This window comes from Microbacterium sp. ARD31 (genome assembly GCF_031844425.1).
The window spans coordinates 1-19,706 of record NZ_JAUZVE010000085.1 but is presented as its reverse complement, the minus strand read 5'-3'; the positions used below and the strand labels follow the sequence as shown (position 1 = coordinate 19,706).

Annotated in this window: 15 protein-coding genes and 1 pseudogene; 14 read left to right on the top strand and 2 right to left on the bottom strand. The window is 73.5% G+C overall.

Annotated elements, in window-relative coordinates:
* Positions 1 to 157 precede the first annotated feature (157 nt).
* The 12 genes from Q9S36_RS49435 (at position 158) to Q9S36_RS49380 (ending at position 16,719) form a co-directional block, all read left to right on the top strand.
* Positions 158 to 958, top strand: coding sequence for a hypothetical protein (locus tag Q9S36_RS49435; protein WP_311292084.1), 801 nt, complete (start codon positions 158 to 160; stop codon positions 956 to 958).
* Positions 959 to 1,085: 127 nt separating this feature from the next.
* Positions 1,086 to 1,928 carry a glycosyltransferase gene (locus Q9S36_RS49430; RefSeq protein WP_311292083.1) on the top strand — a complete coding sequence of 281 codons (843 nt, stop codon included), beginning with the start codon at positions 1,086 to 1,088 and terminating at the stop codon, positions 1,926 to 1,928.
* On the top strand, positions 1,925 to 2,638 hold the full coding sequence (locus Q9S36_RS49425; RefSeq protein WP_311292082.1) for an acyltransferase: 714 nt from the start codon (positions 1,925 to 1,927) through the stop codon (positions 2,636 to 2,638). Before Q9S36_RS49430 ends, Q9S36_RS49425 begins: the two co-directional genes overlap by 4 nt.
* Positions 2,638 to 3,711 carry a Gfo/Idh/MocA family oxidoreductase gene (locus Q9S36_RS49420; protein WP_311292081.1) on the top strand — a complete coding sequence of 358 codons (1,074 nt, stop codon included), beginning with the start codon at positions 2,638 to 2,640 and terminating at the stop codon, positions 3,709 to 3,711. The genes Q9S36_RS49425 and Q9S36_RS49420 overlap by 1 nt, the downstream gene beginning before the upstream one ends.
* Positions 3,708 to 4,709 (top strand): NAD-dependent epimerase/dehydratase family protein, encoded by a 1,002-nt coding sequence (locus Q9S36_RS49415; RefSeq protein ID WP_311292080.1) that lies wholly within the window; start codon positions 3,708 to 3,710, stop codon positions 4,707 to 4,709. The genes Q9S36_RS49420 and Q9S36_RS49415 overlap by 4 nt, the downstream gene beginning before the upstream one ends.
* The gene (locus Q9S36_RS49410; RefSeq protein WP_311292078.1) at positions 4,706 to 5,875 is read left to right on the top strand and encodes a DegT/DnrJ/EryC1/StrS family aminotransferase; all 1,170 of its coding nucleotides are present in this window, start codon (positions 4,706 to 4,708) and stop codon (positions 5,873 to 5,875) included. The genes Q9S36_RS49415 and Q9S36_RS49410 overlap by 4 nt, the downstream gene beginning before the upstream one ends.
* A complete protein-coding gene (locus tag Q9S36_RS49405) occupies positions 5,872 to 6,516 on the top strand; it encodes a NeuD/PglB/VioB family sugar acetyltransferase (RefSeq protein WP_311292077.1) in 645 nt (214 codons plus the stop codon). Before Q9S36_RS49410 ends, Q9S36_RS49405 begins: the two co-directional genes overlap by 4 nt.
* A complete protein-coding gene (locus Q9S36_RS49400; RefSeq protein WP_311292076.1) occupies positions 6,513 to 7,640 on the top strand; it encodes a DegT/DnrJ/EryC1/StrS family aminotransferase in 1,128 nt (375 codons plus the stop codon). The genes Q9S36_RS49405 and Q9S36_RS49400 overlap by 4 nt, the downstream gene beginning before the upstream one ends.
* On the top strand, positions 7,637 to 8,731 hold the full coding sequence (locus tag Q9S36_RS49395; protein WP_311292075.1) for a glycosyltransferase: 1,095 nt from the start codon (positions 7,637 to 7,639) through the stop codon (positions 8,729 to 8,731). The genes Q9S36_RS49400 and Q9S36_RS49395 overlap by 4 nt, the downstream gene beginning before the upstream one ends.
* 11 nt (positions 8,732 to 8,742) lie before the next feature.
* A complete protein-coding gene (locus Q9S36_RS49390; protein ID WP_311292074.1) occupies positions 8,743 to 13,548 on the top strand; it encodes a DUF4082 domain-containing protein in 4,806 nt (1,601 codons plus the stop codon).
* Positions 13,549 to 13,600: 52 nt separating this feature from the next.
* Positions 13,601 to 15,115: an oligosaccharide flippase family protein gene (locus tag Q9S36_RS49385; protein WP_311292073.1), complete on the top strand. Its 1,515-nt coding sequence runs from the start codon at positions 13,601 to 13,603 to the stop codon at positions 15,113 to 15,115.
* The gene (locus tag Q9S36_RS49380; protein WP_311292072.1) at positions 15,112 to 16,719 is read left to right on the top strand and encodes a glycosyltransferase; all 1,608 of its coding nucleotides are present in this window, start codon (positions 15,112 to 15,114) and stop codon (positions 16,717 to 16,719) included. Before Q9S36_RS49385 ends, Q9S36_RS49380 begins: the two co-directional genes overlap by 4 nt.
* 17 nt (positions 16,720 to 16,736) lie before the next feature.
* On the opposite strand, the gene Q9S36_RS49375 is transcribed toward Q9S36_RS49380, so the two are convergent.
* Positions 16,737 to 17,315, bottom strand: a complete 579-nt coding sequence (locus tag Q9S36_RS49375; RefSeq protein ID WP_311292070.1) for a TetR/AcrR family transcriptional regulator — start codon at positions 17,313 to 17,315, stop codon at positions 16,737 to 16,739.
* A 23-nt stretch (positions 17,316 to 17,338) separates the two neighbouring features.
* Between Q9S36_RS49375 and Q9S36_RS49370 the strand changes: the two genes are divergently transcribed.
* Positions 17,339 to 17,791, top strand: a complete 453-nt coding sequence (locus tag Q9S36_RS49370; protein WP_311292069.1) for a DUF3995 domain-containing protein — start codon at positions 17,339 to 17,341, stop codon at positions 17,789 to 17,791.
* Positions 17,792 to 17,856: 65 nt separating this feature from the next.
* Positions 17,857 to 18,489: a molybdopterin-dependent oxidoreductase gene (locus Q9S36_RS49365; RefSeq protein WP_311292068.1), complete on the top strand. Its 633-nt coding sequence runs from the start codon at positions 17,857 to 17,859 to the stop codon at positions 18,487 to 18,489.
* Between the two features lie 283 nt (positions 18,490 to 18,772).
* On the opposite strand, the pseudogene Q9S36_RS49360 reads toward Q9S36_RS49365, so the two are convergent.
* A pseudogene (locus Q9S36_RS49360) lies at positions 18,773 to 19,084 on the bottom strand (O-antigen ligase family protein); the annotation flags it as partial.
* Positions 19,085 to 19,706: the final 622 nt, after the last annotated feature.

The window sequence follows — 19,706 nt, the reverse complement described above, 5'->3', positions numbered from 1 at the left end:
CGAGTCGCTGATCACCGACGGCCTCGAGAAGACCCAGCAGCGCTTCAACTCCTGAGCTCCTCCCAGGGGTGGGGAGGCGCCGGTCTTCCCCTGTTTGGGCCATGAGGCCGGGCGGGGTCGCGGCCTAGCGTCGGGAGCCCGAGGGCAGGAGGAGCCGATGACGGCACCGCAGGCCGGGTCGACCACGCGCGAGGCGACCGGCGTACGCATCCCGGCGCCGCGCCACAGCTGGGACCCGCCCGGCGCGGCGCCACCCCTCACGCCGCGCAGGCGCCGGCGGGTGCGCGAGCTGCTCGGCACGCTGCTGGTGCTCTCGCTCGTCCCGCTGGTGGCGCTGGTGGGCATCAACCTGCACCTCGTCGACCGCCTCGACCGCATCGACGGCGCCTTCGACGGGCTGGGCGACCGGCCCGCGGCCGCGCCGGGAGAGACCGTCCTGATGGTCGGCACCCGCCCCGGCGGCCGGGCCGATGTCGGCTGGCTCGACGGCGTGCAGTCCGTCGAGTCGGTGATGCTCGTCGAGGTCGACCCCGACGGCGTCCGGGTCGATGTGGGGTCGATGCCCGTGCTCGACGGCATCGCGACGTCGGCGCAGAGCGGTCGTCCCAGCGAGGCCGTGGCCGCCGTCGAGTCCTGGTCGGGGCGGCGCGTCGACCACCTCATCGCGCTCGACTGGCGCACGTTCGCGCAGCTGGCGGCCGATAACGGCGTCCCGGCGACCTACCGCTACGGCTCCGCTCGGGGCGCGCAGCACGACTACCTGCGCGACGTGCTCGAGGGCACCCTCCACGCCGAGCTGCGCAAGCAGCCGCTGGACCTCTACCGCGCGCTGAGCACCGTGGCCGGCGGTGCGGCCGTCGACGACGAGTGGTCGCTGCTCGAGATGGACCGGTTCGTGCTCCACCTGCGCGACCTCAGGTCCGCCGACATCACGTTCTCGCGGGCCATGCCCCGGTAGCCCGAACGGGCCACTCCCCAAAATGGGCGAAAGGCCCCGACGGCGGGCCGCCCCGGGCACGCGGATCCAGAAGATCTGACAGTGCCAGCCGAACGGCTCGGCACTCGAACTTGGGGGAGTTGGAGAGATGGCCGTTGCCAGCGTCATCATCCCGGCGCACAACGAGGCGGCCACGATCGGCCGCAACCTGCTCGCGCTGCGGCAGGGCACCGGGGCCTCCGACCTCGACGTCGTGGTGGTCTGCAACGGCTGCACCGACCAGACCGCCGAGGTCGCCCGGCGCGCCGACCCGCTCGCCAGGGTCATCGAGATCCAGCAGCCGTCCAAGGCCGAGGCCGTCCGGGTGGGCAACACCGCCACCGACGTCTTCCCGCGCGTCCACCTCGACGCCGACATCGAGCTGTCGGGCACCGCGGTGATGCAGCTCCTCGAGCCGATCACCCGCGACCACGTCCTCGCCACCGCGCCGCGGCGCGACGTCCCCAAGGCCTCCTGCTCACGCTGGGTCCGCTGGTACTACGACGTGTGGGAGTCGCTTCCCCAGGTCGAGTCCGGCCTCTTCGGTCGTGGCGTGGTCGTCCTCTCCGAGCAGGCGCAGGCGCGGGTCGCCGCGCTGCCCCGGATGATGAGCGACGACCTCGGCATGTCCGACTCGTTCAGCGGCGACGAGCGCCGGGTCGTGCCCGGTGCCGTCGCCGTGATCCACCCGCCGCGGACGCTGCGCGACCTCGTACGCCGTCGCATCCGGATCGCGACCGGCAACACCCAGGCCGCCCGGCTCGGCGTCCGCCGGCCCGCGTCCCGCACCAGCACGCGCACCCTCCTCGGGCTCGCCGTCAGCCGTCCGGGCCTCGCCCTCCGGCTGCCGGTGTTCCTGGGCGTGCACGTCGCCGCCCGCCTGGGCGCCCGGCGCGCCGTGCGCTCCGGGGACTTCACCACCTGGCAACGAGACGAAAGCTCACGCTCATGACGACGCTGTCCGACTCCCAGACCCAGCAGGCCCAGCGCGCGAGCGTGCCGGGACCGCGGACCGAGGCGCTGCCCGAGCAGCCCGAGGCCGAGGCCACCGTCGCCCCGAGCGCCACCGTCGAGGACGGCGCCCGCGTGGGTGCCGGCGCCCAGGTCTGGGACCAGTCCGTGGTCCGCTCCGGCGCCGACGTCGGCGCCGGCACGATCCTGGGCCGCGGGGTCTACATCGGCCCCGGCGCCCGCCTCGGCGAGCGCTGCAAGGTCCAGAACCAGGCGCTCGTCTACGAGCCGGCCGTGCTGGGCGACGGTGTCTTCATCGGCCCCGCCGTGGTGCTGACCAACGACACGTTCCCGCGGGCCGTCACGCCCGACGGCCGCCTCAAGAACGCCGACGACTGGGTGGCGGTCGGGGTCACCATCGACGAGGGCGCCGCCGTCGGGGCGCGCGCCGTCTGCGTCGCCCCGGTCCACATCGGCCGGTGGGCCTCGGTCGCCGCCGGTGCGGTCGTGACCCGCGACGTGCCCGACCACGCGCTCGTCGTCGGCGTGCCCGCCCGCCAGGTCGGCTGGGTCGGCCGGGCCGGCGTGCCGCTCGTCGAGACGGCCCCCGACACCTTCACCTGCCCGCGCACCGGGGCGACGTACGTCGTCGTCGACGGCGCGCTCACCGAGACCGCGAACGAGACCGCGAACGAGAACGAGGAGAACTGATGACCGACCGCCTGGGTGTAGCCGTGATCGGAGCCGGCTACTGGGGGCCCAACCTGGTCCGCAACTTCGGCTCGTCGCCGCACTGGGACCTCAAGGTCGTGTGCGACCTCGACCTCGAGCGCGCGCGTGCCGTGGCCGGCCCGCACGTCGAGGTGACCGACCAGCTGCAGCGGGTGCTCGACGACCCGTCCATCGACGCGGTGGCCATCGCGACGCCGGCGCGCACGCACCAGGGCCTGGCCCTCGACGCGCTGCTGGCCGGCAAGCACGTGCTGGTCGAGAAGCCGCTGGCCGACAGCGTGGCCGGCGGCCGGGCGATGGTGGAGCTCGCCGAGCAGCGCGGCCTGGTCCTGATGACCGACCACACCTACTGCTACACGCCGGCCGTGCAGAAGATGCGTGAGCTGGTGGTCAGCGGCGAGCTCGGCGACATCCACTTCGTGGACTCGGTCCGCATCAACCTCGGGCTGGTGCAGCCCGACATCGACGTGCTGTGGGACCTCGCGCCCCACGACCTGTCGATCCTCGACTTCGTCCTCCCGGGCGGGCTGCCCACCTCCGGCGTGAGCGCCACCGGTGCCGACCCGATCGGCGCGGGCCGCGCGTGCGTGGGCCACCTGACGCTCCCGCTGGCCGGCGACGGCCTCGCCCACGTGCACGTCAACTGGCTCAGCCCCACCAAGATCCGCCAGATGGTGATCGGCGGATCGCGGCGGACCCTGGTCTGGGACGACCTGAACCCGCAGCAGCGCCTCAGCGTGTACGACCGGGGCGTCGACCTCGCTCGTACCTCGGTCGCCGGGGCGGACCGGGCCGCCTCGTCGATCTCCTACCGCCTCGGTGACACCTGGTCGCCGGCACTGCCGGAGCGCGAGGCGCTCGGCCAGATGGTCGCCGAGTTCGCGACGGCCATCCGCGAGGACCGCCCGGCCCTCACCGACGGCCACGCCGGGCTGCGCGTGCTGACGGTCCTCGAGCAGGCGTCGGCGACGCTGTACGGCGAGCCGGCCGTGCCCGTCCCGCCCGGGCCGCGGCCCGCGGTGGTCGAGCCGGCCCTCGAGGCCGTGCGATGACCGCGCTGTCCGGAGCCCGCGTCCTGGTCACCGGAGGCGCCGGCACGATCGGCTCGACGCTGGTCGACCAGCTCCTCGACGCCGGGGTGGGCGAGGTCCGCGTGCTCGACAACCTGGTCCGCGGCCGGGAGGCCAACCTCGACGACGCGCTGGCCCGGGGCGGCGTCGAGCTGGTCCGCGGCGACATCCGGGACCGCGACCTCGTCCACGACCTCACCCGCGGCTGCGACCTGGTCTTCCACCAGGCGGCGATCCGGATCACCCAGTGCGCCGAGGAGCCGCGGCTCGCGCTGGAGGTCCTCGTCGACGGCTCGTTCAACGTGATCGAGGCGGCCGCTGCGGCCGGGGTCGACAAGGTCGTCGCGGCGTCGTCCGCATCGGTCTACGGCCTGGCCGAGGAGTTCCCGACGCCGGAGTCGCAGCACCCCTACGCCAACGACACCTTCTACGGCGCCGCCAAGACCTTCAACGAGGGCATGCTGCGCAGCTTCCGGGCGATGCACGGCCTGGACTACGTCGCCCTGCGCTACTTCAACGTCTACGGGCCGCGGATGGACGTGCACGGGCTCTACACCGAGGTCCTCGTGCGCTGGATGGAGCGGATCGCGGACGGCAAGCCGCCGCTGATCTTCGGCGACGGGCTCCAGACCATGGACTTCGTCTTCACCACCGACATCGCCCGCGCCAACGTGCTCGCCGCGACGTCGCCGGTCGTCGAGGGCGTCTACAACGTCGCCCGCGGCGAGGAGACCAGCCTGCTCGGGCTGGCCGAGACCCTGCTCCAGGTCATGGGCTCCGACCTGCCGGTCGAGCACGGACCCGAGCGCGGTGTCAACGGCGTCGTACGCCGCCTCGCCGACACCTGCGCCGCCGAGCGCGACCTGGGCTTCACCGCCGAGGTCGGCCTCGCGGAGGGCCTGCGCGAGCTCGTGGAGTGGTGGCGACCGCTGCGCGAGGAGATCGCCGCCGGACGCGAGCTGGCCGGGGCGTCGGCATGAGCATCGACACCAGCACCACTCCCGCCGCCAGCCTGACCCGCATCAACGTGATGCAGCCGTGGCTCGGGGAGGAGGAGGTGGCCGCGGTCGCGGAGGTGCTGCGCTCCGGCTGGGTCGCCCAGGGGCCGAAGGTCGCGGCCTTCGAGGCCGCCTTCGCCCGCTCGCAGCAGGCCGAGCACGCGATCGCGGTGAGCAACTGCACGACCGGTCTCCACCTGGCGCTCGTGGTCGCGGGCGTGGGCCCGGGCGACGAGGTCGTGGTCCCGTCGTTCTCCTTCGTGGCCACCGCCAACGCACCGACCTACGTCGGGGCCACCCCGGTCTTCGCCGACGTCGACGACGCCACCGGCAACCTCACCCCCGCCACGATCGCCGCGGTGGTCACGTCGCGGACGCGCGCCGTGATCGCCGTGGACCAGGGCGGCGTGCCGCTCGACCTGCGCGCCGTCCGCGCCTGGTGCGACCCGTTGGGGATCACCGTGATCGAGGACGCCGCCTGCGCGGCCGGCTCGACCGCGCACGGCCGTCCGGTCGGCGCGGGCGCGGAGATCGCGGCGTGGTCCTTCCACCCGCGCAAGCTGCTCACCACCGGCGAGGGCGGGATGGTCACGACCTCGCGCGCCGACTGGGCCGAGCGCGCTCGCCACCTGCGCGAGCACGCGATGAGCGTCTCGGCCGCCGACCGGCACGCCAGCGTGCTGGCGCCGCCGGAGTCCTACTCCGAGATCGGCTTCAACTTCCGGATGACCGACATGCAGGCCGCGGTCGGGCTGGTGCAGCTCGGCCGGCTGCCGGAGATGGTGGCGCGGCGCCGCGAGCTCGCCGCGACGTACGCCGCCGCGGTCGCGGAGCTGCCCGGCCTGCGGATGGTCGCCGACCCGGCGCACGGCACGACGAACTTCCAGTCCTGCTGGGTCGAGGTGCTCGAGGAGCACCCGATGGACCGCGAGGAGCTGATGATGCACCTCGCGCAGGCCGGCATCTCGGCCCGGCGCGGGATCATGGCCGCGCACCGCCAGCCCGCGCACGCGCACCGCGAGCACGTCCCGCTGCCGGTGACCGAGCGGCTCAACGACCAGACGCTGATCCTGCCGCTCTACCACCAGATGACCGACGCCGAGCAGGCCCGCGTCTGCGACGCCCTCGGCACGGCGTGGCGTCCATGACGGGCCTGCTGCTCGTCGGTGCCAGCGGCCTGGCCCGCGAGGCGACCGCGGTGGCCGTCATGCTCCACCACGACGGCCCGGTCAACATCGTCGACGACAACCCCGCCACGTGGGGCACCCTGCACGGCCTGACGCCGGTGCTCGGCTCGGTGGACCTGGTGGCCGACGTCGTCGACTTCGAGGTGCTGCTCGCGCTCGGTGCCGGCCGGCACCGTCGCCGCGTGGCCGTGCGCCTCGACATGCTCGGGGTCGACCGGGCCCGTTACACGTCCCTGGTCCACCCGCGGGTGGTGCTGCCCGGCAGCTGCCACATCGGCACGGGAGCGATCGTCCTCGACGGGGTGGTGCTGACCGCCGACGTCGAGGTCGGCGACCACGTGGTGCTGATGCCGCACGTGACCCTCACGCACGGCTGCACGGTCGGCGACTTCGCGACGATCTGCGCCGGCGTGTCCCTCGGCGGGGACGTCCGCGTCGGCGAGGCCGCCTACATCGGCATGAACGCCTCGGTCCGCCAAGGCGTGCACATCGGCCCCGGGGCCACCGTCGGGATGGGCGCGGTCGTGCTCGACGACGTACCAGCAGGCGAGACCTGGGCGGGGGTCCCTGCCCGACCGATCCGGACAGGAGTCCACCTATGAGCACCACCCACGTCCCCTTCGTCGACCTCGCGTCCCAGCACGCCGAGGTCGCCGCCGAGGTCGAGGCGGGCATCGCGGCGGTCTTCGCCAAGACCGCCTTCGTGGACGGCCCGGCGGTCGCCGACTTCGAGCAGCAGTACGCCGAGTTCGTCGGCGTCGACCACTGCATCGGCGTCGGCAACGGCACCGACGCGCTCGAGCTGGCGCTGCGCGCGGCCGGGGTCCGGGCCGGCGGCGAGGTCGTGATGCCGGCCAACACCTTCATCGCCACCGCGGAGGCCGCCTCGCGCATCGGCGCCGTCCCCGTGCCGGTGGACGTCGACGACGCGCGGCTGCTGCTCGACCCGGACGCCGTCGAGGCCGCGATCACTCCCCGCACGCAGGCGGTCGCCGCGGTGCACCTCTTCGGCCAGCTGGCGCCGGTCGCGCGGCTCGCCGAGGTCTGCGACGCCCACGGCATCCCGCTCGTCGAGGACGCCGCGCAGTCGCAGGGCGCCCGCCTCGACGGCCGCGGGTCGGGTGGCCTGGGCCGCGTCGGCGCGACCAGCTTCTACCCCGGCAAGAACCTCGGCGCCGCCGGTGACGCGGGGGCGGTGACCACCGACGACACCACGATCGCGGCCGAGGTCCGCCGGCTGCGCAACCACGGGTCCTCGACCCGCTACGTCCACGACGTGATCGGGATGAACTCGCGCCTCGACACCATCCAGGCCGTCTACCTCCGGGCCAAGCTCGACCGCCTCGAGAAGTGGAACGAGCTGCGGGTCCGCGCGGCCGCCCGCTACGACGCGCTGCTGGCCGACGTCCCCGGCGTGCGCCGGCCGCTGCTGGGTGCCGACGGCACCCACGTGTGGCACCTCTACGTCGTCCGCGTCGCCGACCGCGACGCCGTGCTCGCCGAGCTCGCGCGCGCCGGTGTGGGCGCCGGCATCCACTACCCCTACCCGGTGCACCTGACCGGCGCCTACCGCCACCTCGGCCTCGGCCCGGGCACGGCTCCGGTCGCGGAGGCCGCCGCCGGCGAGATCCTCTCGCTGCCGATGCACCCGCACCTCACCGAGGCCATGCAGGACCGCGTCGTCGAGGTCCTCGCCGCGGCCACGGCGAAGCGGGGGCAGTCGTGACCACCCTCCTGGTCGCCAACGACGGTGGCCACCTCATGCAGCTGCACACGCTGCGCCCCCGCCTCGGCGTCGGGGACGACGTGGTGTGGGTGACCCCCCGCACGCCGCAGACCGAGTCGCTGCTCGCGGGGGAGCGGGTGCACTGGGCGCTGCCGTGCCCGCCGCGCGACACCCGGGCGCTGGCCCGCAACACCCTCGGCTGCCGCCGGCTGTTCCGCGAGCACGACGTCTCGCTCGTGGTGAGCACCGGTGCCGCGCTCGCCCTCGCGGTGCTGCCGCAGGCACGGGCGCGCGGCATCGAGACCGTCTACATCGAGAGCGCCACCCGCCTCGACGCACCGTCGCTGTCGGGCCGCGCGCTGGCGCTGGTCCCGGGCATCACGACGTACAGCCAGTCGAGTGCGCTGACGCGCGGGCACTGGCAGTACCTCGCCTCGCCCTGGGAGCTGTACGACACCACCCCGACCGCGCCGCGCCCGGTGCGGCGGATGGTGGTCAGCCTCGGCACCCAGGAGGACTACGGCTTCCGGCGGCTGCTCGAGCGGCTGGTGCCGCTGGTGCCGGCCGGCACCGAGGTGCTCTGGCAGACCGGCGGCACCGACACGACCGGTCTCGGCATCGACGCGCGCGTCAAGGTGCCGTCGGAGGAGATGGCCGCCGCGATCCGCGCCGCGGACGTGGTGGTGGCCCACGCCGGCACCGGCATCGCGCTGATGGCGCTGGAGAACGGCAAGTGCCCGATCCTGGTGCCGCGCCGCTCGATGCACGGCGAGCACGTCGACGACCACCAGCTGACGATCGCCCTCGAGCTCGCGCTGCGCGACCTCTGCATCTCCCGCGACGCCGACAGCCTCAAGGCGCGCGACCTCGTCGCCGCGGCGAGCCGGACGGTCACCAAGGTGAGCGACCCGCCGCCGCTGAGGATCACCTTGGCCGCGCTCAGGACGAGCGGCGGAGCCGGGAGTCATGAGCGGGGCCTGAGGACGAAGATCCAGGGCGTCGCGAGCCCGGGCGCGAAGGTCAGCGTCCCGAGGCCCCGAAATGTGGGGATATCGGCCGAGGACCGGTCCTCAGTCCGCGTCACGACGTGAGGATCGGGACCGTGGCGCACAGTCGCGCCGTGAAGGGTGGGGAAGGCATGGCCAGCACGGCGAGCTCACGGGTCGGAAGCGGGCGTTCCTGGGGGATCAAGGCATCAGCCCTGGTCCTCGTGGCCGCGCTCAACGCACTGATCGGCCCGGCCCTGCTCGGCGGGCCGTCACCCGCCAACGCCGCGGACCCGTGCGGCCCGGGCGGCAACAAGGTCGCCTGCGAGAACGCCAAGCCCGGCACCGACCCGGAGATCTGGGACATCCAGGGCGCCGGCGACTCCTCGATCCAGGGCTTCGCGACCGACATCTCGGTCAACGTCGGGCAGCGCATCGACTTCAAGATCGCCACCAACGCCTCGTCGTACACCATCGACATCTACCGCACCGGCTGGTACCAGGGCCTCGGCGCGCGCTTCATCACCAGGGTGACGCCGAGCGCCTCGCTCCCGCAGACCCAGCCGAACTGCATCACCGACGTCACCACCGAGCTCTACGACTGCGGCAACTGGGCCGTCTCGGCGTCCTGGAACGTGCCGTCGACCGCCGTCTCGGGCGTCTACGTCGCCAAGCTGACCCGCACCAACGGCGACACCAGCCACATCACGTTCATCGTGCGCGACGACGCGAGCACCTCCGACATCGTGTTCCAGACGGCCGACCCGACGTGGCACGCCTACAACACCTACGGCGGGTCCGACTTCTACGCCGGCGGTGCCAACGGCCGCGCTTACAAGGTGAGCTACAACCGCCCGTTCAACACGCGTGGCTCCGCGGGCGGGCGCGACTTCTACTTCGGTGCGGAGTACGCCGGGGTGCGCTTCCTGGAGCGCAACGGCTACGACGTCACCTACATCGCCGGCGTCGACACCGACCGGCGCGGCAACCTGCTCACCAACCACAAGGTCTTCCTCTCCGTCGGCCACGACGAGTACTGGAGCGGCGCCCAGCGCGCCAACATCACCGCGGCACGCGACGCCGGGGTGAACCTGCAGTTCCTGGCCGGCAACGAGGGCTACTGGCGCACCCGCTACGAGCAGTCCGCGGACAGCTCGCACACGGCGTACCGGACCCTGGTGACCTACAAGGAGACCTGGGCCAACGCCAAGATCGACCCGAACAGCCAGTGGACCGGCACCTGGCGCGACCCACGCTTCGCCTCGCGGGCCAACGGCGGCGGCATGCCGGAGAACGAGCTCATCGGCACCGCCTACATGGTCAACTTCAGCGACCTGGCGATGACGGTCCGGCAGGCCGAGGGCCGCTACCGCCTCTGGCGCAACACGTCCCTCGCGACGACGTCCGCGAGCCAGACCACCCTCGCCCCGCACACCGTGGGCTACGAGTCCAACGAGGTGATGGACAACGGCTTCAGCCCGCCTGGCCTCATCAAGCTGTCGACCACGGTCGGGGACGTGCCGCAGTACCTCCGTGACTTCGGCACCACGGTGACCCCGGGCACGACCACCCACAACCTCACGCTCTACAAGGCACCCAGCGGTGCCCTGGTGTTCAGCGCCGGCACGGTCCAGTGGACCTACGGCCTCGACGCCGAGCACGACTCGGAGTACCCCGACAACGTGACCGACCAGCGCATGCAGCAGGCGCAGGTCAACCTGCTCGCCGACATGGGTGCGCAGCCGGCGACCCTGATGGGTGGCCTGGTGTCGGCGGCCAGGTCGACCGACACCGCAGGCCCGACCGTCACCATCAGCACGCCCGCCGCCGGGCAGGCGCAGAAGAACGGCGACCTGGTCACCCTCACCGGCACGGCGGCCGACGCGGCCGGTCGCGTGGCGGGGGTCGAGGTCTCCAACGACAACGGCGCGACCTGGAAGGCCGCCACGGGGACCACCTCGTGGACCGCCACGGTCATCCAGAAGGGTCGCGGCAACACGCCGATCCTGGTCCGCGCGATCGACGACAGCGCCAACATCGGGACCCCGGCGAGCCGGAGCTTCTCGGTGAGCTGCCCGTGCAGCATCTTCGGCAGCACCATCCCGGCGGTCCCGGACACCGACGACAACGTCGGGCTCGAGCTCGGCCTGCGGTTCACGCCCGTGGTCGACGGCTTCGCGACCGGCGTCCGCTTCTACAAGGGCGCCGGCAACACCGGCACCCACGTCGGCTCGCTGTGGAGCTCCAGCGGCCAGCGGCTCGCCCAGGTGACCTTCGCCAACGAGACCGCGTCCGGCTGGCAGACCGCGAGCTTCACCCAGGCCGTGCCGATCATCGCCGGCCAGGCCTACACAGTGTCCTACACCGCTCCGCGCGGCCACTACGCCTCGGAGCAGTGGGCCTTCGCCTACCGGGGCGTCGACGCCGGTGCGATGCAGGTCGCGGGCGGGTTCGGCGCCACGCCCGCGGGCGTCTACGGCGGTGTGGGGACGATGCCGTCCTCGAGCTACCAGAAGGCCAACTACTTCGTCGACCTGACCTACTCCGCGACCGACGACTCGCCGCTCATCGCGATGAGCCACACCCCGGCCCCGGACTCGACGGCCATCCCGGTCACCACGACCGTGTCGGCGCGCTACTCCAAGGCGATGGCGCCCGGCACGCCCGGACTGACCCTGCGCGACTCCAACAACCAGGCCGTGCCCGGCACGACGTCGTACGACGCCCCGAACCGCACGATCACCTTCACCCCGACCAGCCAGCTGGCCGCCGCCGTGCGCTACACCGCCACGTTGACGGGCACCGACGCACAGGGCAACCCGATCACCTCCGGCGGCACCTGGTCCTTCACCACCGCCAAGCCGCCGAACCCGCCGGGCGTGTGCCCGTGCTCGCTGTTCAGCGACGAGACCGTGCCGACGGTGATGGAGGTCAACGACGGCGTGCCGCTCTCGCTCGGCACCCGGTTCACCTCCGACGTCAAGGGCGTCGTCACCGGCGTCCGGTTCTACAAGTCGTCGGGCAACACCGGGGCGCACGTCGGCTCGCTGTGGAACGCCAACGGCGTGGAGCTCGCCTCCGGCACCTTCACCAACGAGTCGGCGAGCGGGTGGCAGCAGCTGACCTTCGCGACGCCCGTCGCGATCGCGAAGAACACGCCCTACGTCGTCTCCTACCGGTCGACGTCGGGCCGCTACTCCGCGACGCCCAACGCGTTCTCGTCCCGGGACCTCTCCTGGGCCCCGCTGCGGGTGACGTCCACGGCAGGCGCCTACACCTATGCCACCGGCTTCCCCGGGGGGACCTCGAGCACCAACTACCTGGTCGACGTGGTCTTCGAGAAGACGCCGCCGAGCATCGCGATGACCTCGCAGTCCCCGGCGCCCGGCGCGCTCGACGTCCCGCGCAGCAGCAAGGTCGTGGTCGACTTCTCCGACCAGGTCGAGCCCGGCTGGGCGATCTCCGTCAACGGCGGCGGTGGTGCGCTCGCGGGCACCTCGGTGCTCTCGACCGACCGCCAGCGGATCACCTGGACGCCCTCCGCGACGATGCCGGCGGGCACCGACGTGACGGTCACCCTGACCGGCGTCACCACCGGCGACGGCGCGAGCCTCGGCACCCGGACCTGGACCTTCCGCACCCGCGCTGCGGAGACGCTGCAGAACCAGACGCTCCTCGGCGACGTGGTGCCCGACACCGCTGCCGCCGACGACGGTGCGCCGATCGAGGTCGGGATGGCGTTCACCCCGTCCCGCAACGGCACGATCAAGCAGATCCGCTTCTTCAAGGGAGCCGGCAACAACGGCACCCACACCGGGTCGATCTGGTCGGCGGCCGGCAGCCGCCTCGCGACGGTCACGTTCGCCAACGAGACCGCCAGCGGCTGGCAGACGGCGACCCTGGCGACCCCGCTGCAGGTCACGGCCGGCACGACGTACGTCGTCTCCTACTTCGCCCCGCAGGGCCACTACGCGGTGACGCCCGGCTTCTTCGCCAGCCCGCTCACCAAGGGCGACCTGACGGCGCCGTCGTCGAACAACGGCCGCTACCTCTACGGGTCCAGCGGCGGCTACCCCGGCTACACCTTCGGTGCCGCGAACTACTTCGTGGACGTGGTGTTCGAGCGGGCGGCCGCGTCGCTGACCGTGGACAGCCGTACGCCGGCGTCCGGCGCCGACCAGGTGTCGCTGTCCGCGAAGCCGTCGATCACCCTGTCCGCGCCGCTCGCGGCCGGCTGGTCGGTGCAGGTGACCCGCAACGGCGTCCCGGTGGCGGGCACGTCCGCGCTCTCGGGCGACGGTCGCACCATCACCTTCACGCCGGCGGCACCGCTGGTGGCCACCACCGCGTACTCGGTGAGCGTCTCGGGCCTGGTCTCGACCGAGGGAGCCGCCCTGGCCACCCAGACCTGGTCGTTCACCACCGGCATCGACGACATCGGCACCACCTCGCTGTTCGCCGACGTCACGCCTGCCACGGCAGCCGCGGACGACCCTTCGGCGATCGAGCTCGGCACGCGGTTCACCGCCTCGCAGGCGGGGTCGGTGACGGCGGTGAAGTTCTACAAGGGCGCGGGCAACACCGGCACCCACGTCGGCTCGCTCTGGGACGCCGCGGGCAACCGGCTGGCCCAGGTCACCTTCACCAACGAGACGGCGACGGGGTGGCAGACCGCGGTCCTGGCCACACCGGTGGCGCTGACGCCCGGCGCGACCTACACCGTGTCCTACTACGCGCCGGTCGGCCGCTACGCCTCCTCGCCGGGATACTTCGCCAGCGCGGCGCGGACCGTCGGCCCGCTGACGGCACCGTCGGGCAGCAACGGCGTCTACCGCTACGGCGCGGGCGGCGGCTTCCCGGCCGGGTCCTACAACTCGACCAACTACTTCGTCGACGTGGTGTTCAAGGCCGCCTCGCCGTGACCCGCCGGAACGGGGGCCGACGGGGGAGATGAACGACGCAGCAGGGGGCAGCGTGGGACCAGACGCAGGGACGCACGAGCACGTGGACGGGGAGCCCGACGGTGGCGGCGGGCTCGCCCGCACGGCCGCGGGCGCATTCGGCTGGAGCTTCCTCAACACGGCGATGTCGCGGTTCGGCACGCTGCTGGTGGGGGTGCTGCTCGCCCGCATCCTCGGGCCCGGTGAGTTCGGCACCTTCGCCGTCGCCATGGTGGCGCTGCTCGCGGTGCTGAGCTTCAACGAGCTCGGCGTCAGCCTCGCCGTCGTGCGGTGGGAGCGCGACCCGCGCACGGTCCTCGGCACCGTCAACGCCATCTCGACCGCGGGCAGCCTGCTGCTGTTCGCCGCCATGTTCGTGACCGCCGAGCCCGTCGCGAGGGCCCTCGGGGCGCCCGACGCCGCCGGCATCATCCGGCTGATGTCTGTCTCCGTGGTGTTCAGCGGCATGGTCGCCGGACCGGCGGCGCTGCTGCAGCGGCAGTTCCGCCAGCGCCGCCGCTTCGTCATCGACCAGTGCGTCACGTGGTCGGGCACCGCCCTGTCGCTGGGCCTCGCCCTCGGCGGTGCCGGCGCCTGGAGCCTCGCCTGGGGTCGCGTGGTCGCGACGCTGGTGGGCGTGGTGCTCTTCGTGCACGCCACCAGGCCCTACCGCTGGCAGGTCGACCGCACGCTCGTCGGCCCGCTGCTGCGCTTCGGCCTGCCCCTGGCTGGTGCGAGCATCGTGGTGTTCGCGGTCGCGTACGTCGAGCAGGTGGCGGTCGGCGCCCTGCTCGGGGCCACCTCCCTGGGCTACTTCGTGCTGGCGTTCAACCTCGCGTCCTGGCCGCTCAACATGTTCTCGCAGCCCCTGCGCAGCGTCGCGCCGGCAGTCTTCTCGCGGCTGCAGGGCGACCCGCGCCGGCTGGCCGACTCCTTCACGCTGCTGCTCCGCGTGGTCGCCGTCGTCACGCTGCCGGTCTGCCTGGTGGGCGCCGCTGCGGCCGACGACGTGGTCCGCTTCGTCTACGGCGACGAGTGGGGCCCGGCGTCGGACCCCTTCGCGGTGCTGGTGCTGGCCACGTCCGTGCGGATCTTCCTCGAGCTCTCCTACGACCTCCTGGTCGTGCTCCGCGCCACGGGTCGGCTGCTCACCGTGCAGCTGGTGTGGCTGGCAGCCCTGGCCCCGGCCGTGTGGCTCGCGGCCCGTCGGGAGGGGATCGTCGGGGTGGCGCTCGCCGAGCTCGCGGTCGTGCTCGTCGTGGTGCTGCCGTGCTACCTCGGTCTGCTGCGGCGCCACGGGATCCCACTGGCGCCGCTGGGCGGCGCCGTGGTCCTGCCGACGTTCGTCGCCGCCGCGGCGGCCGGCGTGACCGTGCTGGTGGCCGCCGAGCTCTCGTCCCCGTTCGTGACGTCCCTGGCGGCCGGGGCACTCTGCCTCGCGGCGATCGGCGGCGTCCTGCTGCTCCGACCCGACCTGCTCCGCCAGGCGAAGGGGCTGCGTGCCACGCCCGCGCCCGGCGCCGACGTCGCCGAGGCGGTGGACGCATGAGTCGGTCCGCGACGAGCGAGGTGCAGCGGCTCGACGACAACTGGGAGGTCTTCGACCGGCTGGTGCGCCGGGCGCAGCGACTGGCCCGCCGGGGGCGCGACGAGCCGGCTGCCGTCGCGGCGATGACCGCGGCGACCTTCGCGTGGTGCAACCCGACGGGCGTGTTCGCCAGCGGTGCCCTGGAGGGCGTCCTGGCCGAGCTGGGCACGCGGCTCCCGCAACCGGCCGCGCCGGCGACCAGCGGCGCCGGCCTGTCGGCGCCGGGCGCGCGACCGCGGGTCCTCCACGTCGTCACCCAGGTCTACGGCACGGGCGGCCACACGCAGATGCTGGCGAACTGGCTGCGGCTCGACACGGACCGCGAGCACCACGTCTGCCTCACGGGGCAGGGGGAGCGCGAGGTCCCCGGCAAGCTCGTCTCGGTGCTGCCGTCGGCCGACGCCCTGGTCCGCCTCGACGCCCGGCACCGCCGGCTGGTCGACCGGGCGGCCGCGCTGCGCGACCTGGCCCGCGCGCACGACCACGTCGTGCTGCACGTCCACCCCAACGACGTGGTGGCGGGCCTCGCGCTTGCCGGTCGCTTCGCCGGGCGGCCCGAGGTCCTGCTGGTCAACCACGCCGACCACGTCTTCTGGGTCGGCGTGGTCGCGGCCGACCGGGTCGTGAACCTGCGCCAGAGCGGCGCGCGGCTCAACGTGGAGCGGCGCGGGATCCCCGACGCGCGCAACGCGTTCGTCGTACGGCCCCTGCAGCTGCGCGAGCGCGAGCGCACGCGGCGCGCGGCGCGGACCGCGCTCGGGGTGCCCGAGGACGCCGTCGTGGTCGCCAGCGCGGCCGACACCTACAAGTACGCCGCCGCCGGGGGGGAGACGCTGCTCGACGTCCTGCTGCCCGCCGTGCGTGACGTCCCGGGCGCCGAGCTGCACGTGGCGGGGCCGGCGCCCGACGGCGAGTGGTCCGTGCTGGCCGAGCAGGGACTGGGGCGCGCGTGGGGGCTGCTGCCCGACGTCCACACGTTCCTGGAGGCCGCCGACGTCTATGTCGACTCCTACCCCTTCTCCTCGCTCACCTCGATGCTGGAGGCCGCCGCGATGGACACCCCGGTGCTGACCCTGCGGCCCGGCGGGGACGAGCTCAGTGTGCTCGGCGCCGACACCCCGGAGCTCGACGACGACTTGCTGGTCGCCCGTTCCGGCGCCGAGCTGGCGGTCGAGGTCACCCGCCTGCTCCGCGACCCGGTGGCCCGTGCGGAGCTGGGCGCGAGCACCGGCGCCGCCGTGCACCGCAGCCACGGCGACGGGGCGTGGGCGGAGGCGGTCGGCAAGGTGCTCGACGCGCCACCGGCGTCGGGGCCCGCGTCGGCGCCCGACCGGGCTCCGCGGCGGACCGGCGAGCTCGACCGCCGGCTACTGCTGATGATGGCCAACGGCGTCGGCCAGGGCCTCGCCGGGACGCTGGACACCATGTCGGACCAGCTCTCCTGGCCGCGCCGGCTGGAGACGGCCGCCCGCCTCGCGCGAGCGGGGACCGTCCGGCCGGCACTGCTGCTCCCGGCCGGTGCCGCACGGCGGGTCAGGCGCGTGCTGGCGCGCGCTCGGCGCTGACCGACCGTTCCTGGCGCCTACCCGGCTCCCGGTCGGTCGACCGACAGCAGCCCGAGCAGCTGGCGCCGGTAGTCGTTCGCGCGGGCGGCGAGGACCGGGTCGTCGGGCAGGGACCGGCGGACCAGGAAGTGGCCGATGTACGCCGAGTAGGCCACGCGCGCACGGATCGCAGCCTTGCCGGGGGTGAACCCGAGCTCGCGGAACACCCGTTCCAGGAAGGCGATCCGGGCCTGCGAGACCCGGTGGACGACCGGTCCGACCGTGGGGTCGTCGGCGCGGGCCACCATGGCCACGTCGACCAGGCCGTGCACCTCGTCACCGAACGAGAGGTCGAACAGGGACCGCAACCGGTCGGCCGGCTCGTCGACGGTCTCCAGGTGGGAGATGACGTCCAGCGTCCCGCGCTGCTCCCAGACGCGCAGTGTCGCCTCGATGAGCTGCGGGCGGTCCGCGTAGTGCCAGTAGAAGCTGCCCTTGGTGACGCCGAGCTGCCTCGCGAGCCCCTCGACGCTCAGTCCTTCGATGCCGCGCAGCGCGATGACCTCGAGCGCGGCCATCGCCCAGTCATCGGCGGAGAGACGAGGTGCGGGCGACATGCGCCATACGCTACGGTATGGACGTGACCATACGGATGCGTACGGAAAGCACGAGACGCGGAGCCGCGGTGGCGGCGTCGACCGGGCTGGGCGCGGCAGCCGCGCTGCACGTCGCGTGGGCCCTGGGCTCGCCCTGGCCGGCTGCGGACCGGGACGAGCTGGCCGACCTCGTGGTGGGGCGCCGGCCCTTCCCGTCGGCGACGCTGACGTGGGGGGTCGTCGGGCTGCTCACCACGGCCACCGGCATCACCGCTGCCGCCGCGACCACGGCCTCGCCTCGTCCGTGGGTGCGGGTCGGTGCGCGCGGCGTCGGCTCCGTGCTGCTGGCTCGCGGAGTCGGCGGCCTGCTGGTCTCCAGCACGCAGGGCCGGGACGCGACAGCGGCCTTCCGCCACCACGACCTGCGCATCTACTCCCCGCTGTGCCTCGCGCTCGGCACGGCCGCGATGCGTGCAGCCGGCCGGAGGCGGGCGTGAGCGACCGGACGGTGTCGAGGCTGTGGCCCCGGCCGGCACCTGGCCTCCCTCCGGGGCAACGGCTGATGCGGGACTGGTTCCCGCGCTTCGGGAACCGGCCCCAGGCCCCGCCGCCGCCGACGCGTCCGGTCGAGCTCCGCATCGACGGGCTCGGCGTCGCCGCACCGTTCGTGGCGACCCAGGCCGACCTGGACCGCCTCCCGCAGCGCGAGCAGGTCAGCGACTTCCACTGCGTGACGACGTGGACCGTCCGCGGCCTGCGGTGGACGGGAGTTCCCATGCGGGACTTCTGGCACGAGGTCGTCGTACCCCGACTGGACCCGGCGGTGGACTTCGCGGTGGTGGAGGCTCGCGGGGGCGACGGCTACAAGGTGGTCCTCCTGCTGGAGGACCTGCTCGGCGACGAGGTGCTGCTGGCCCGCGAGCTGGACGGGAGCCCGCTGGACGCGCGGCACGGGGCGCCGCTGCGTCTGGTCAGTCCGCCTCAGTACGGCTACAAGAGCGTCAAGCACCTGACCGGTCTGCGGCTGCGCGGGGAACGACCGCCGGGGCGGCTGGAGCACCTCCGCGGACGGGTCGCCCTCGAGGAGCGGCACGACCGGGTGCCCGGGTGGCTGCTGCGCTGGCCCTACCGGGCCCTGATCGTGCCGACCGCGACGCGCGCGGAGCGTTCCCTCCGGGCTCCGTCTCGCGGGTGAGGCGACGCACTGCGCCGGCGAGCCCGATGAGCAGGAGGAAGCAGCCGGCCGTCTGCGGGAAGGCGAAGGCGTCGAAGAACGCGAGGCCGCACGCACCCGCGGCGACCGACGCGAGGATCGCGTGGGCGTAGAGCGCGTGGTCGGCTGCTGACGGGTCGTCGGTCCGGCCCTCGAGGTCGACCCGCGCCTGCCGCGCGCTCACCAGGGCGCAGACGACGAGCGTGAGGAACGCCAGCAGCCCGACCGCCCCGGCCTCGATCATCAGCCCGAGGTAGGCGTTGTCGAGGATCCAGTACTTCGGCAGGAAGGTGCCGAAGCCGCGGCCGATGATCGGCGAGCTGGAGATGAACTGGCCGGCGATGTCGTAGCTGCCGGTGCGCGAGGCGATGCTCGGGTCCTCGTCGGCGTTGGAGAACAACCCCTGGATCGAGCCGAGCAGGCCGGGCACGGAGACGTACATGACCGCGGTGACGACCGTGACGAACCCGAGCGCGGTGAGGCGGCGGCGGTTGTCCCACTTGAGGGCGAGCACCAGCACGCCCGCCACCGCGCAGAGGTACGCCGAGCGCGAGAGCGAGAAGTAGATCGAGGCCATCATCGCGACGAGCATCGCGCGGTAGAGCCACCGGTAGCGCGAGCGGACGGACGCGCACACGATGAGGACCGGCAGGGTCATGCCCAGCACGACGCCGTACTCGATCGGGCTGGTGGAGGTGCCGCTGGGTCGGGTGAACCCCGACCGGGAGCCGAGCGTCCACTCCGAGGTGCCGGCCACCAGGCCGGGGATCCGGATGCGGTCGATGTAGAGCTGGCTGGTGGCGTACTGGAGCAGCCCCAGGAGGGCCACCACGCCGGCGGCGAACGCCAGCCGGCGCAGCAGCACGACGTGGCGGTCCAGGCTGACGATCCCGTCGGCGGCCATGAGGGCCACGCCGGCCATGCCGAGCAGCCGGAGCAGCCCCGAGTCGGCGACGCTGATCTCGTCACCGGGCAGCGGGCCCGCCATCGCGTGGGCGTAGACGACCAGCATCACCACGAGCAGGGCGAGGAGGGCGGCCCGCACCGGTTGGACCCCGGTGCCGGTCGGCTCGGAGCGTCGCACGGTGAACCACGCCCAGGCCATGAAGATCGCGACACCCAGCATGTTCGCCGGGCTGCCGGCGCTGCCCAGCGCCTGCACGACCATCGGCGAGGGGATGAACCACAGCAGCGCGAGG